The sequence below is a fragment of the Kangiella shandongensis genome (assembly GCF_020005365.1).
GTDB lineage: Bacteria > Pseudomonadota > Gammaproteobacteria > Enterobacterales > Kangiellaceae > Kangiella > Kangiella shandongensis.
Genome location: NZ_JACNML010000002.1, coordinates 195,154 through 211,114, shown reverse-complemented (window position 1 = coordinate 211,114; position 15,961 = coordinate 195,154). Strand labels below are relative to the sequence as shown.

General features: G+C 44.6%; 10 protein-coding genes. 5 read left to right on the top strand and 5 right to left on the bottom strand.

Translation table 11 applies throughout. From position 1 onward, the window contains the following. Positions 1 to 3: 3 nt before the first annotated feature. Entirely contained in the window at positions 4 to 813 is an 810-nt protein-coding gene (proB, locus tag H7708_RS02795) for a glutamate 5-kinase (protein ID WP_223668951.1), read from the bottom strand. A 788-nt stretch (positions 814 to 1,601) separates the two neighbouring features. Continuing rightward, the gene (locus tag H7708_RS02790) at positions 1,602 to 3,704 is read right to left on the bottom strand and encodes a prolyl oligopeptidase family serine peptidase (RefSeq protein ID WP_223668950.1); all 2,103 of its coding nucleotides are present in this window, start codon (positions 3,702 to 3,704) and stop codon (positions 1,602 to 1,604) included. A gap of 317 nt (positions 3,705 to 4,021) precedes the next feature. On the opposite strand from H7708_RS02790, the gene H7708_RS02785 reads away from it, so the two are divergent. From H7708_RS02785 to H7708_RS02770, 4 genes are all read left to right on the top strand, one after another. After that, on the top strand, positions 4,022 to 6,997 hold the full coding sequence (locus H7708_RS02785; protein ID WP_223668949.1) for a TonB-dependent receptor domain-containing protein: 2,976 nt from the start codon (positions 4,022 to 4,024) through the stop codon (positions 6,995 to 6,997). A gap of 105 nt (positions 6,998 to 7,102) precedes the next feature. Further along, on the top strand, positions 7,103 to 7,891 hold the full coding sequence (locus tag H7708_RS02780) for a hypothetical protein (RefSeq protein ID WP_223668948.1): 789 nt from the start codon (positions 7,103 to 7,105) through the stop codon (positions 7,889 to 7,891). Between the two features lie 3 nt (positions 7,892 to 7,894). Next, a complete protein-coding gene (locus tag H7708_RS02775) occupies positions 7,895 to 9,517 on the top strand; it encodes a tryptophan halogenase family protein (protein ID WP_223668947.1) in 1,623 nt (540 codons plus the stop codon). Further along, on the top strand, positions 9,517 to 11,148 hold the full coding sequence (locus H7708_RS02770) for a tryptophan halogenase family protein (RefSeq protein WP_223668946.1): 1,632 nt from the start codon (positions 9,517 to 9,519) through the stop codon (positions 11,146 to 11,148). Before H7708_RS02775 ends, H7708_RS02770 begins: the two co-directional genes overlap by 1 nt. A 75-nt stretch (positions 11,149 to 11,223) precedes the next feature. On the opposite strand, the gene H7708_RS02765 is transcribed toward H7708_RS02770, so the two are convergent. Genes H7708_RS02765 through pdhA form a run of 3 tightly spaced genes read right to left on the bottom strand, consistent with a single transcriptional unit; the run spans position 11,224 to position 14,986 of the window. Continuing rightward, on the bottom strand, positions 11,224 to 12,933 hold the full coding sequence (locus H7708_RS02765) for a 2-oxo acid dehydrogenase subunit E2 (protein ID WP_223668945.1): 1,710 nt from the start codon (positions 12,931 to 12,933) through the stop codon (positions 11,224 to 11,226). Beyond that, a complete protein-coding gene (locus H7708_RS02760; protein WP_223668944.1) occupies positions 12,930 to 13,910 on the bottom strand; it encodes an alpha-ketoacid dehydrogenase subunit beta in 981 nt (326 codons plus the stop codon). Before H7708_RS02760 ends, H7708_RS02765 begins: the two co-directional genes overlap by 4 nt. Next, on the bottom strand, positions 13,910 to 14,986 hold the full coding sequence (gene pdhA, locus H7708_RS02755; RefSeq protein WP_223668943.1) for a pyruvate dehydrogenase (acetyl-transferring) E1 component subunit alpha: 1,077 nt from the start codon (positions 14,984 to 14,986) through the stop codon (positions 13,910 to 13,912). Before pdhA ends, H7708_RS02760 begins: the two co-directional genes overlap by 1 nt. A gap of 375 nt (positions 14,987 to 15,361) precedes the next feature. Here pdhA and H7708_RS02750 point away from each other — a divergent pair, with 375 nt between their 5' ends. Next, positions 15,362 to 15,958 carry a putative metal-binding motif-containing protein gene (locus H7708_RS02750; protein WP_223668942.1) on the top strand — a complete coding sequence of 199 codons (597 nt, stop codon included), beginning with the start codon at positions 15,362 to 15,364 and terminating at the stop codon, positions 15,956 to 15,958. Positions 15,959 to 15,961 lie beyond the last annotated feature (3 nt).

The window sequence follows — 15,961 nt, the reverse complement described above, 5'->3', positions numbered from 1 at the left end:
CTCCTAAGCAACCTCTGCTTCGTCTTTCTCAGCCACGCTACGAATGATCGTGCCCGGATTCTGGTTATCGAACAGACGCATATAGCTTTCGTTCGTACCGTTACAGATAATGGTGTCGATACCGTTATCGGACGCGAAGCGAGCCGCTTTCAATTTTGTGCGCATTCCACCGGTGCCTTGTGCACTGGTGCTTTGCTTACCCATGGCAAGGGTGTCGTCGCTAATGCCATCGAATTGGTTCACCAACTCGGCATCAGGATTAACTTTCGGGTTGTCGTCGTAAACTCCGTCGATGTCACTACAGATAATCAGTAGATCGGCATCAGTTAGCGCAGCAACTCGCGCTACCAGGTTATCGTTGTCGCCAACCGTTAATTCTTCGGTCGCTACCGTATCGTTTTCGTTCACAATCGGCAGGGCGCCAAGTTCGTTAAGCGTTTGAAAGGTGTTGCGGGCGTTTTCTGCGCGCTCAGGATTTTTAATATCGGCTGAAGTCAGTAATACCTGGGCTACAACATCGTCAAAGAAACGCTGCCAGTGTGCAACCACCATGGACTGTCCAATAGCGGCTAATGGCTGTTTCTCTTTACGCGTCAGTTCGTCGAAGTCCGGCTTGAGCAGATTGAAACCTGCAGCTACCGCACCAGAAGAGACTAGCGTGACTTGTTTACCGGCTTTAAGACACTTTCTGACAAAGTGTGCAATCGGCAGGCAGTATTCTGCTGAGCAGGACTGGCCGTCTGGCGCAATCAGTGCTGAGCCAACTTTTAAAACGATGTTATTGTATTTACCAAATTCGATATGTTCGAGCATGAAATGACCTTATATCATTTAAAGGATTAATTTATAGATGAGTGAATGTAGATGAGGTGTACTAGAACACGTTACCCAAGCGCGAGGCTTGTGCACAAACCGCAGGCAATAGACGACTTGGCTGGCGTGATAAGCCTGCCGTGGAATATGTCGTTATGTCGATTCGATTAATGTTAAGCACGGCTCGCATTATTATGATACAGATCACTATGTCAAATCTGACTCCAAAAAAATCTGAGAGACGCTATAAGCGCCTGTTAGCGCCTTTAGCCCCATATAACTGGGGGGTATGTTGGTTAAAATGAATACACTTTATCTTCCCATCTCGTCCGATCTCAGCGAAATTGTAGTAATAGAAAAATTATTTGAAATAACGGTAGCTTATTTGGTGGATTAGTATTTTTAATGGTGATGGTGTTTTTTAGCTGAAAATAAGTTATTGGGCGCTACTCAGGCTCTTGGTAGCTGCTGTATCAAAAGCAATTTTTTGCAGCTTCTCTGAGTGACTCTTGTCTAAAAGCTGCGGGTATGGGCTGAACAGGGAGGAGGGTAACTGAGTTAAGGTTCGCGTAATTACATTATTCGATTGTTTAAAGAGCCTTTATCCTACCATTTAGGATAGTTCGGCAATGAATATAGGGGATAACAAGTCAAGTAACTTAGTGAACTCAGCTTTCACCGTCATCCCCGCAGAAGCGGGGATCTCGAATAACATCAACAGAAGATTCACCAAAGGCATTTCCTCCGGTCACCCACGCTCGTGGGAATGACATGAGTAAAGTGAGGGACTAATCCATCAATTGATCTGAAAGGTAAGTATAAATTAAAGCATTCAACCTAGCTATCTGCTCATTGTTTGCCGCACCACCGTGACCGCCTTCTGTATTCTCGTAATACAGCAGGTCATGACCCTGATCGGTCATCTTTGCCACCATTTTTCGTGCATGCCCAGGGTGTACTCGGTCATCACGTGTTGATGTGGTAAAGAAGATCTTTGGATATTCAGTGTCTTTATCAACATTATGATATGGCGAGTAGGTTTTGATGTAGTTCCACTCGTCTTCATTATCAGGGTTACCGTATTCGCCCATCCAACTGGCGCCAGCTAATAACTGGTTAAAACGCTTCATATCCAATAATGGAACCTGGCATACCACTGCTTGGTACAGATCGGGACGCATGGTTGCGACGGTACCTACCAATAAGCCGCCGTTACTACCGCCACGGATTCCCAGCTTTTCCTTTGATGTCACTTTTCGCTCAATAAGATCTTCGGCGACGCGAATAAAGTCATTAAAGGCAATATGACGGTTTTTCTTTAGCGCTGCCTGGTGCCACGCTGGGCCGTACTCACCGCCACCACGAATATTGGCCAGCGCGTAAACACCACCTTGCTCCAACCAGTCTATGCCGATCGTTGCTGAGTAACTTGGACGTAGTGACACTTCAAAGCCGCCATAGCCATAAAGCAGGGTAGGGTTATTGCCATCGAGCTTAGTATCCTTCGCCATGATCAGGAAGTAAGGTACTTTTGTACCATCTTTCGCTTCGGCGAAGTGCTGCTCTACCTTGTATGGCTCTGCATCAAAGAAAGCGGGCAGACTTTTTAAGACTCTGGCAGAACCCTTGCTTGCATCAAAGTAGTAGAGGCTACTTGGTGTCAGGAAGTTCTGGTAGTTAATAAAGAAGTTATTGTGTTCATCACTCGTGCCTGTAACTGATAGTGTACCTAGGTCTGGCATGTCAATTCTTTCGTGTGACCATTCGCCATCCTTAAAAGTATAACGATACAGTTCGCTGCTCACGTCTTTTAAGGTAGTAACGAGAACATGAGCTTTGGTCATCGTAACGCTGGCAATTGATGTACGCGAATCTGGAACTAATACCTCGGTGAAATTCTTTTTACCAGCCATAAAATCATCGATAGAAATAGACAACAGGGAGGCTTGTTTGTAGGTTGTGTCACCAACGGTCCAGTCTGACTTCAATTCCAGTAATAACTGGCCATTAATAATACCGCTGAAGTCGCTGTCTTTTGGACGATCCATTTTTTTCAGGCCATCATCGTTAACCAGGTATATTTCAGAAGTATAGAAATCGATGCCCTGATAAATGATCTGGTATTTGTCATCGCCATCATGAATAACCATACCTGCGATCCAGACGTTATCCTGCTCACCTTCAAAAACAGTCTTCGCTTTTTCTATCGGTTGACCTCGTTCCCAGGTTTTAACAACACGAGGATAACCTGAGGCAGTCGTGCTACCCTCACCAAAATCGGTACCGACATAAAGGGTGTCTTTATCAATCCAGCTTAGACTACTTTTCGCTTCCGGTAACTGGAAGCCATCTTTAACAAAAGATTTGGATTCGATGTCAAATTCACGTACCACTGTCGCGTCTGCTCCGCCTCGTGAAAGGTTCAGCAAGCAACGGTCGTAGTCCGGGTAAAGACAGTTAGAGCCTTTATATACCCAGTTTTCATCTTCTTTTTCAGCTAATTCATCAAGGTTAAGAATAATTTCCCACTCAGGATTTTCTTTTTTATATTCTTCAAGAGTCGTACGACGCCACAAACCACGAGGGTTCTTGTCATCACGCCAGAAGTTGTAAAAATAATCTCCCATCTGCTCGACGTAAGGAATACGTTCATCAGAGTTATACATCTCAAGGTTTTTTTTATACAACTCTTTATATAGTGGTTTAGATTGAAGATAGCCTAGTGACTTTTCATTCTGCTCTTCAACCCAGCTTAATGCTTTCTCACCTTCGACTTCTTCAAGCCAGATGTAAGGATCATCGACTTTTTCTTCTTTTGTCATATCTTCAGCCATTACACTCATTGATGCCAGCGAGCCCAATACCAGGCCTGCAAGTAGCTTTTTATTCATAAAACGGACTCCGTTGATTAACTAACCGACAGAGAATAGCAAAAGGGGGGCTGATTGCGCTAGGTTAGAAGTGTTTAGAAATATTACAGAGTCGGTGATGTTAATATTTAATATCATTTTATTTAGCTTGTTTGTTATACCAGTCTATTCATTAGCGCTCGTTATGCTTTGTGCGCTATGGATTAGAAATATTTGTTTGATGAAATGAATACTGGTAGACTTTACTTAAGTTGAGGAAACTATTAATAAAGTTCTACACAATGACTCAACTTACTTACATTGATTAACCAAGTATTCTCTAAGGGAGTATATGTATTATGGGAAGCGAAATTAGACACGGTTTAAAAATCAAGCCGCTGTGTAAGGCAGTGAGCTGTGCCTTGGCTTTTTCAACATTATCCTTTCAGGCTTATGCCGCAGAGCAGGAGACAGAGGAAGAGCAGGCTGAACCCGAAAAAATCATCATTACTGGTTCGCGAATCAGGGCTGATGAAGCAAATGATACTGTTCCAATTGAAGTTATCATGGCTGAAGAGGCTGTTGACAGAGGTTTAACTAGTGTCGGACAACTATTACAAGAGTCGACTTTGGCGTCTGGTTCACCGCAGGTAACGGCAGCAACATCGACGGCCTTTGTTCAAAACGGCGGTACAGGTGCGGAAACCCTTTCTTTACGTGGTCTTGGGGCTCAAAGAACACTTGTCCTTTTAAATGGACGTCGTGCAGGACCAGCAGGTACTCGTGGTTCGGTTTCAGCGTTTGACTTCAACACAATTCCATTGTCCGCAGTTCACCGTATTGAAATTCTAAAAGACGGTGCTTCATCGTTATATGGTTCTGATGCTGTTGCAGGTGTTGTGAATATCATCACTAAAACTGAAGATGGCGGTAGTTTTGACTTCTTCTTGTCTCAACCTGATGAGGAAGGTGGGGAGCGTGCACGTTTTAGTGGTACCTGGGGTACTAGCGGTCAAAGTGGTAACTTTCGCTTAACTTTAGATTACGATAAGAAGCAGGAGTTGGCTCAAGGTCAAAGAGATTATTACGCCTGTGGTGAGCGGTATTATTTTGATGCGAGTTCTGGGGAGCGAGCAGATATTGTAGACCCGCGTACAGGTCAATTCCATTGTAATGATCTCGCTTGGGGCCATGTATGGTTATACGATTACGCTGAAGCATTTTTTGGTAGTACAAACGTTACAGGTAATCTGGCACAATTTGAGTATGATGACAATCTAGGTCAATATATTGATCCACCTGCTGCACCTAGCCATCCTGGGGATATTATGATGCCTCCAGGTTGGTTTTTGGTAGATGGACAGTCACCTGTTTTAAATGCGGATCATCCATTTCAGGATCTTACTACCTTAAGTCCAGAGTCGAGCCGTGCAACGGTTATGGCAACAGGGGAGTACTATTTCTCTGATACGACGACAGGTTACGCAGAAGCTTTGTTCAACCGTCGTGAAACCAGAACAAATGGTTATCGACAGTTCTGGGGCTATATCTATAATGAAAACTTCGACTTCGTTCGTGGTTTTGCTGGGGGTAACCCACAAAGTCAAGGTTGGACCGGTACTCAATGGCTGAGCCCAACAGCTATTACCGATCATAGCTTCTCTGATATTACAGTTGATTATACTCGTTTTGTTGTAGGGCTTAATGGTGAGTTAGGCAGTTGGTATTGGGATATGTCACTTCAGTCAAGCCGTTCTGATGGTGATTACTCAAATGCTATTATTTATAACGATTCGATTCGTGATCAGAACTGGTTGTGGGGATCTTGTGAAGGCACCACTACTTCGGTGCGAGGTGTTCCATGCCAGGATATACCTTGGCTCGATCCGCAGTTCTTGGCGGGGAATATCTCGAGTGATATGAAAGCGTTCCTGTTTGGTGTTGATACTGGTAATACGCTTTACGAACAAGACACTTTTGAAGCGACTATTACTGGTGACCTGTTTGAAATGCCAAGTGGCACTAGTTCTGCAGCATTTGGTATTCAATATCAACATGATCAAATAGAAGATACTCCAGGAGAGCAAACGTTACTCGGTAATGGTTGGGGTACAAGTGCAGCCGGTATTACCGAAGGTGCTACAGAAACTTACGCAGTATTTGGAGAGGTACAGTTACCTTTGCTGTCAGATCTTCCTGCTGTTGAAGAGCTTAATTTAACAGCTTCTGCTCGTTATACGGAAGTACCTGATGCTGGTTCGGATACTACATATAAGCTAGGTTTGGCATGGCACATTGGTGGCGGTGTATCTATCCGTGGTTCACATGGTACATCTTTCAGAGCTCCAGCTCTTTATGAGTTATTCTTAGCAGATGAAACCTCATTTGTCGGCAACCGCTCAATAGACCCATGTGTTAGGTGGGGGGATGAGTTAGCGGCAGGTAATATTAGTCAACAATTAGCTGATAACTGTGCTGCTGACGGTATACCTTCGGATTATGCTGGTGGTGCTATTTCTGCCACAGTCTTTACAGGTGGTGGCTTTGGTGTTCTAGAGTCTGAGACTTCTGAGTCGAATACCTGGGGTATCGTCTGGCGTCCAGAGTTCGCTGATCTGAGTGTTTCTTTAGACTATTTCGACTTCCTTATTGAAGGCGAGGTGACTCAGCTTGGAGCGGCCAACATTGTATTCCAGTGTTACAACTCTAACTTCTTTGAAACGGATCCGTTATGTAATCAGTTTAACCGTGATCCAATTGATAACCGTATTGATGTTGTCCACGACAGCTTCATTAATATCGCGGAACAGGAAAATAGCGGTTTCGACCTTAATATTCAGTACAGAACTGAATTACCATTTGGTGACCTTACTTTGAAAACTCAACATACTTATCAGAAAGAGTCTAAACGCGGACTTTTCACTGATACAGTTGAAGATTTCAACGGTACTATTGGTGATCCAAAGCACACTGGTAATGGTTTAATCCGTTTCTCAAGAAATAATTGGTATCTTAGCTGGTTTACGAACTTTATTGGTAAGTCTGATAACTATGAGTTCAACGATCAATTCATAACATTCGCTCCAGCTGGTCCTGGTGAAGATAATGTTCGACGTGTTGGTGATGTCGGCGGTACTTCTTACCATTCCCTATCTTTTGGTTATGACTTTGAAGAGTCTGGCCCGGAGTTAGTGCTTGGTGTGCGTAACTTAACCGACAAAGCCCCACCTCGAATCAGCCGTGGGATGGGCACAAGAATGGGTAATTCTGCGTTCTATAGTCAGTATGACCCAATTGGGCGTAGTTACTTCTTGAACCTTAAGTTTGACTTCTAATAGCTATTATTAGACAAATAAGCCGGCTTTTGCCGGCTTTCTTTTGACACTCATAAAATACCAATATATAAAAGATGTTAATTAATAGAGAACCGTGAAACTAAAATGCCAAGAATTATTGCAAAGCCAGATAACTTAAACGAACTAAATAAAAACTACACTCACAAAAAATTAGAGACTCCGGTATTCCTTAACTCTGTTCCAAAGTGTGGTACACACTTAATCCGTAATATCTTTAGAATGTTTGTTCCAGTAGAGCAACAGTATCATAAAGCCTTTGTTCAAATTCCTATTCTTAGACAACACTTAGAGGCTTATAATTTGAGCAATCCTAAACTAAGCTGGGGGCATTTGTTGTTTTCAGATGAGTCTGCTATGGCCCTTCATGGTGTCAAGCAGATATTGGTCGTGAGAGACCCGTATGACTGGGTTCTTGCCCGTACGCGCTTTTTCCTGTCCGACTCTTTTCAAGGGCAATTGGAGCACCTGCGTAATGGAAAATTTACTGTTGAGCAAATCTTTAACATGATGATCTTCGGCATATATCAGAAGGCACCTACCTTGTATGAAATATTTACACATAATGCTGTTTCCTGGTTAAGCTCAGATATCAAAGTCGTTAAATTTGAAGACCTCATTTATCATGTCAAAAATATTGATACGCCTGAAGCCAAAAATTATTTTGAAGACTTATTGTCAGTAACCAGTTATTCAAGTTTGCCTGAAGACTGGAAAGAGCGTATTAAAGTTGGCTCTGATCGGAAGCAAAGCGGTACTGCTAGAGAAAACCTTTTTGGAAATAAGTTTGAATTACCGGATGAACTGCCTGATGCACAAAAACAGATGGTAGATTATGCTGCGCCAGGCTTGAGGAAAATTTTAGGGTACGAATAGTCTATGTTGACAAGAAAACTTGTTATCGTTGGGGGAGGCTCTTCTGGCTGGATAACCGCTGCTTACCTAAATGCTGCGCTGAACTTACCCGGGGTTGATCGGCGAGTTGATATTACGCTTATCGAATCACCGGATACGCCAAGGATTTCCGTCGGTGAAGCTACCATACCTTCAATCAGACATTTATTGGCTGTCATTGGTATCAATGAGCAGGAGTTTATGAAGGCGACGAATGCGACCTTTAAACAGTCGATTAAGTACGTAAACTGGCTTAATGACGATAACTCTTTTTACCATCACCCGTTTAGTAGAGTTCGCAAGCAACCGCTGGATTTTTCTGCTAAAGAGTGGCTAGAGAGTGATCGTTCAATCCCCTTTATGGAAACCTGCTCTGAACAGCCCACCATCTGTGAAATGGGGTTGTCACCTGTGATGGCAGGGCCTTGGGACATGGGAGCGCCTTTAACCTATGCCTATCACATGAATGCACAAAAGTTTGCGGATTATTTGCGAGATATTTCCGTCTCACGTGGCGTTAAGCATGTTATGGCTAACGTTACCGATATTGAACTAAAAGAGAACGATCATATAGCAGCGGTGGATACTGATACCGCTGGACGTTTTGATGGCGATTTGTTTGTTGATTGCACCGGTTTCCGAGCCAAGCTTATTGAAGAAAAGTTAAGCGTTGCCTTTGAAGATTGCTCACAATGGTTATTGTGCGATCGAGCGGTGACCATGCACGTGCCGTATGATAAACACTACCCTGGAATGGTTCGTCCCTATACTACGGCAACTGCCTTAAGTAATGGTTGGATCTGGGATATCCCGCTGCAAGACCAGCGCTCGATAGGCTATGTCCACTCGAGTGCTTTTATCGACAAAGAATCAGCTGAACGTGAAATGCGAGCTTATCAGGGAGGGGATTGTGATGATTTACCATCACGATTTATTCACTTTAAAGTAGGCCGTCGCCATCGTAACTGGGAGGGTAACTGTATTGCGATTGGTCTGTCTGGAGGTTTCATTGAACCGCTGGAGTCAACAGGCTTATATTTGAGCGATCTGGGTGCTGTCGCTTTAGCAGAATACTTCCCGTTTAAAGATGAACATATGGAAGCGATGGCTTTTCGCTATAACAGAATTTTAAGTAATCGCTTCTATGAGATTTTAGACTTCATTAATATGCATTATTGTTTAACGCAACGTAATGATACTGAGTTTTGGTGTGAAGTGCAGAAACCTGAGCATATTACTGATCGCCTTCAGGCGAAGTTGGACTACTGGAAAAATAAGTCACCGAGTATGTCAGATTTTGATGATCAGTTCTTACCAAATCAGAAGCTACAGCCGTTTACCGGTGGTGACATGAGAGTTCCCGTGGATACCGCCGCGCTTTGGAACCATGAAAGTTACGAGTGTATCTTATATGGTATGCACTTCGAGCCTAGGGATAGAAAAGGAATGGATTATCAGACCACAGGTTCGGTTAATGTGCACCCTTACATATTGCAACGTTTAACTCATGCAAAACAGAAGCTGCCAAAACATGAAGCCTGGTTACAGCAGTTTGTTGGTATGCAAAATTATCCAACAGCTAAGAAACCGAAAGGGTGGGTCGCATAATGGCAAATAGCAGACGAGTAGTGATTGTTGGCGGGGGCTCATCTGGTTGGATGGCTGCGGCTTATTTAAATGCTTCGCTTAATAAGCGTGGAACGGAAAGTAATGTTGATATCACACTGATTGAGTCTCCAGATATTCCCAGGATTTCGGTGGGCGAGGCTACCGTTCTATCTATCAAGCACATTCTTGGTGTGATTGGTATTAATGAACAAGATTTCATGAAAGCAACCAATGCAACGTTTAAACAAGCTATTAAGTACGTGAACTGGCTGCAAAATGATAACTCATTTTATTACCATCCATTTAACCGTTTTAGCCCAAAACCCATCGACCGGATGGCTTTAGCATGGTTGGCAAGTGATAAGTCGCTCCCTTTTGTTGAAACATGCTCAGCCCAGCCTAGTATTTGTGAAGCAGGTTTATCTCCTAAAGGTTTCGAAGCTCAGAACATGGGGAGCCCATTTGCTCACGCTTATCATATGAATGCTCAAAAGTTCGCGGACTACCTGTGTGACATAGCGGTTTCTCGTGGCGTTAAACACGTTTTAGCCAATGTTACCGATATAGAGCTAAAAGATAACAGCCATATTGCAGCAGTCGGTACAGACAGAGCCGGTCGCTTCGAGGGCGATTTATTTGTTGATTGCACCGGTTTCAGAGCCAAGCTTATTGAAGAAAAATTAGGCGTTGGCTTTGAAGACTGCTCACAATGGTTATTGTGTGATCGCGCGGTAACTATGCATGTGCCGTATGATAAACACTATCCTGGAACGGTTCGCCCTTACACCACTGCTACAGCATTATCGAGTGGGTGGGTCTGGGATATCCCTATGCAGGATAAGCGCTCAATAGGTTATGTGCATTCAAGTGCTTTTATCGATGAAGAATTAGCCGAGCGTGAGATGCGGGCTTATCAGGGTGGGGAATGTGACGAACTTGCATCACGCTTTATCCACTTTAAAGTGGGGCGTCGTCACCGGACATGGGAAGGAAACTGTATTGCCGTTGGTCTATCAGGAGGCTTCATTGAGCCACTGGAGTCAACGGGGCTGTACTTGAGCGACGTTGGCGTTGTGATGCTGGCAGAACACTTTCCCTACAAAGATGAGAACATGGACGCGATGGCTTTTCGCTACAATCGAATTTTGAGTAATCGCTTCTATGAAATTTTAGATTTTATCAATATGCACTATTGCCTGACGCAGCGGACTGACACCGCGTTTTGGCGAGAAGTACAAAAGCCTGAACGGATAACCGGTAGGCTTAAGGCAAAATTGGACTTTTGGAAGATTAAGCCTCCGTCGCCTCTGGATTTTGAGGATCAGTGTTTTTCTGGAATGTCACAAGAGCCATTAAGTCTTGAGTTAACAGGAGGGGATAATAGAGTTGCTGTGGACAACGCAGGGATTTGGAACCATCTAAATTATCAATTTATTCTCTACAGTATGGGCTTCGATAAGGTATCTGAAGATCTTTATGGTAAAAACAAGTTTCAGTCGCAGATGCACCCGCTGGTTGCAAGAAGGCTGGCTGGGGCTAAGGCAAACTTACCGAGTCATGAGCAATGGCTTAAACAGATACTAGGGATGAGTGACTTTAAAACTACTACAAGACCTGCGGGATGGGTGTAGTCACAACTATTAGGCAGATATAAAAAAAGCGCGGTATCGATTGATAGCGCGCCTTTTGGTAAGCCAGTATATGGCTTACTGAGCTTTCTGCAGGTCTTCCATTACTGCTGCGAGGAATCGAGCTGCTTCGCCACCGGTGCAGGCACGGTGGTCGAAGGTTAGTGATAAAGGAAGCATCTTGGCGTTAACAATGCCTTTATCGGTCAGCTTCAATTCGTTACGGAAGCGCCCAGTGCCTAGAATTGCAACCTGTGGCGGTGATACCACTGGTGTCCCGTAGCGCCCTGCGATTGAACCAAAGTTAGACAGGGTGATGGTGGCGTTTTGCTGATCTTCCTGTTTTAACGATTTTGTCTCAATTTTCTGGCGTAGCTCCTGAACGTTGGCACGAACATCCGTCATACTCATGCGGTCAGCGTTGTGTACGACAGGGACGTATAGACCGTCACCAGAGTCGACGGCAATACCGACATTCACGTTCGGGTGTAATAGACGCTCAAATTTTTCACCGTCGAACCAGGCATTAACCGCTGGGACAGCTTTTGCTGCTACAACTAATGCACGAACATAACGGGCTAATGAATCAGTACCTTTGGGCCATGCGGAGATATCAACATCTTCAACCAGGCTGGTTGGTACGACCGTGGCATGTGAATGGGCCATTCCCATCGCCATTGCACGACGAACGCCGCGGATACTTTCAGGTTTAACTTCTACATTCAATGTTGGCAGACCACCGGTACTGGACGGTGTGGCTGTAGCTGCGGGTTTGTTGCTAGCCGCTGGAGCCGCTGCTGCACCACCTTTTGAAGCTTTTTCGACATCATCGCGGGTAATCGAACCTTTGCGGCCTGATGTCTGGCAGTTGCCTAAATCAACGCCCAATTTGCGTGCTAGTGCACGCACGGCTGGTGAGGCTTTATAGGCCAGCGGGTTGCTGGTATCGAAACCTGACTCAGGTTGTGGCGCTGCTTTCGCTGACTGCGCAGATCCGGTACCGTTCTTCGCCGCTTCGCGCACGTCTTTCTGCGTGATAGCGCCGTCTTTACCTGTACCGGTGATCTGAGTTAAATCGACTTTCAGTTTACGCGCTAGGGCTTTAACTACGGCGTTGGCAGATTCGGCAACAACGTTGTTTCCAACTTCCACGGCACCTACCACAGTACCACTGTCAGCACGTTTCTCTTCGCCTTTTTCTTGGGAAGAGTCTTCTTTAGGGGCTGGAACGGCTTTACCTGAGCCACCGAATTCCACCAGAGGATCGCCAGTATTGATAACATCACCTGGTTGGCCGTAAAGTTTGGTAATTTTAGCGGCAAATGGAGAAGGGACTTCAACCACAGCTTTCGCTGTTTCCATTTCGACCATTGGTTGGTCAACAGTTACGGTATCCCCTTCTTTCACTAACCAGCGAACGATTTCCGCGTCCGGCAAACCTTCGCCAAGGTCTGGCAACATGAAGGTGTCGCCGCTTACGTCTTCAGCAGATGTATCCGCTGAGCTTTCGGCTACTGCTTCTTCAACAGGTGCCGCTTCTTCATCGGCAACTGCACCGTCACCAAACGTTACCAGTAGATCGCCAGTGTTGATGACATCACCTTCCTGACCATGCAATTTAGCAATGCGGCCAGCAAAAGGAGAGGGCACTTCAACCACGGCTTTGGCCGTTTCCATTTCGACCATTGGTTGGTCAACAGTTACGGTATCGCCTTCTTTAATTAACCAGCGAACGATTTCCGCATCCGGTAAACCTTCGCCTAAATCGGGTAAGTTGAACTGTTTCATTTGTACTCCATAATCGTGCGCACTTCGTCCAGAATACGATCGACGCTAGGCATATATTGTTTTTCTAAACGATAGTATGGCATAACTGTGTCGTAGCCAGAAACTCGACCAATTGGCGCCAGCAGACTTAAGACTGCTTTTTCAGCGATTTCAGCCGCGATCTCTGAGCCAACTGAGCCAGATTTCGGTGCTTCCTGAATAATGCAGGCGCGACCGGTTTTTTCTACTGACTCAAGAATGGTATCCATATCAATAGGACTAACGGTCGCCACGTCGATAACCTCTGCATCAACGCCCTCAGCTGCCAACTTGTCGGCCGCCTGTAACGTTTCATGCATCATGGCGCCCCAGGAAATTAGGGTGATGTCGCTACCTTCACGATCAACGAAACAGGCTTCTAATGGATATTCTTCGCCGTTATCTTCTACTTCGTGCTTAACGATACGATAAACACGTTTAGGCTCTAAGAAAATAACCGGATCCGGATCGCGGATCGCTGCCAGCATTAAGCCATATGCGCGTGAAGGATTAGAAGGAATAACGACCTTCAAACCAGGAATGTGTGAGAATAATGCTTCTGTTGATTCTGAGTGGTGCTCTGGGGCATGAATACCACCGCCAAACGGCGCTCGAATTACCATAGGTGCGCTCAAGCGGCCTTTGGTACGGTGACGCATACGCGCAGCGTGACAGAAAATTTGGTCAACTGCCGGAAAGATAAAGCCCATAAACTGCATTTCTGCAATTGGCTTCATACCCTGCGCGGCCATGCCGATAGCCAAACCGGCAATCATTGACTCAGCCAGTGGCGTATCAATCACACGCTCTGTGCCGTACTTTTTCTGTAAGCCGTCGGTGGCACGGAATACGCCGCCATTTTTACCCACGTCTTCACCAAATAGAACTACGTCCTGATCGTTTTCAAGTTCGTAGGCCATCGCTGCATTTACAGCTTCAATTAGAGTAATCGCCGCCATTATTTTGCACCTCTTTTGATTGCTGCTTCACGCTGAGGTTTTGTTAATTCAGGAAGTTCTGCATACAAATGATCAAACATTTCTTCTGGGCGAGGCTTTGGCGCTTCGTCGTATGCTTTAACAGCCGCTTCCACTTCTTTGGCGACTTCCTCTTTCATTTTCTCTTCGTCTTCGTCTGACCAAGCTTTGTTTTTCTCAAGATACTTGCGAAGACGAACCAGTGGTTCATTTTTCCAAGCGTCTTCTTTAACTTTTGGATCGTCATAACGAGAGGCATCGTCCGCCGTTGTATGGTCACACAAACGGTAGGTGATCGCTTCGATCACGGTAGGACCGCCACCATTACGAGCTTTTTCTAAAGCGTAATTGGCAACTTCTCGAACCGCGATAATATCATTACCATCTACCTGTATACCTTCAACACCAGCTGCGATAGCTTTTTGCGCGTAAGTTTCACAGGCGGTTTGAATTTCCGTCGGTACAGAGATTGCCCATTGGTTATTATTAATAAAGAATACAGCACCGAGATTCCAAATTCCGGCAACATTAACGCCTTCGTAGAAATCACCTTCAGAAGTACCGCCTTCACCAATTTCCGTAACTACAGCACGTTTTTGTTTACGCATTTGGATCGCTTTCGCTACGCCCGAGGCATGAATAATCTGGTTGGCAATAGGGACACAGATAGGGAAATCGTCCTTAGCCACGGAATAATTCGAGCCAGCTTCATCACCGCCCCAATACAGCAGAATCTCTTCCATGGTCACGCCATGTTTCAATAAACCGCCAGTAGAACGATAATAAGGGATCAAAACATCTTCTTTGGTCATGGCATCACCATAACCGATACCGATGGCTTCCTGCCCCAAAGACGCAGGGTAGGTACCCATTTTCCCAGTACGTTGTAATGCATAAGCTTTAGCATCGAATACACGTAATTTATACATGTCACGATAAAGCTGGCGCATGGTGTTCATATCTTTGGCAAACTCAGGAATATCTTTCGTTGGCTTGCCGTTAGCATCAAGATATTGATGATACTTAATCTCGAAAGAAGCAACAGTTGTAGTCGTCAAGGCTACATTCTCCTTTATTGAAGGGGGAGGGCTTTTGGGAACTTAATAGCCACTAAAGTGATTAGATTTCAAAGAGTTATCGTTTGAATCTAACCTATCCCCTAAGGTTCAATCTAATATTTAGCGACGCCGATTGTACGGATTTTTAGCGAATTTGTATAGTGAGATTTACGTTAACGTAAACTGGCACTAGGTATATTTTAAAATAACTGACTTTGAATAAGCAAAACTAATGCAAGGCTGCATTGGTCGTACCTCTCTGTGAGTCCTAAGGATAACCTATTTCGATGAAAGTAGTGTGACAGTCATTTGAGCAGAGTTAATGCATTTATGCTAACTTTATTGGCGGGAATAAACAAACTGAGGGAGAACAGGATGAAATTAAAGTTTCCATGCTATCTATGCATCGTTGCAGCCTTCGCGCTCATTGTTGCATCGGGTTCTATTGATGCCGCGCAGGAAATAAAGAATGTGCAGCCAAAAAGCAAGCCAACTATTTCGATCAGCCCCAAAGCTTTAAAGAACATTAAGAAAGTCAAAATGATTTCTGATACTGAATATCAGAAAAAATTGCAAAACCATCAAAAGCTTAAATCTAAAGCCGTTAAACAAAAAGCGAGAGCGAACACGACTTTATCGAGCCAAAACAAAGAGTTTGATGAAACAACCTATGATTGCGATGACTCAAGACGTGACATCAATATTGATGCTCAGGAAATATGTGATGGTTTAGACAATAATTGTGATGGGGATGTGGATATGATTGATGGCCGAAGGTTGAACAACGCCTATTTTCTTGATGCCGACTCTGATCTTTGGGGAGATGCTTCCAAGGTTTATTATGCTTGCAGCCTGCCAGATGGATACTCTGAGAGGAAAGGCGACTGTAATGATCGAGATTCATCAATCCACCCTGGGGCACGTGATACCCCTGATAATGGTATCGATGAAAACTGTGATAGAACAAAATAAGGA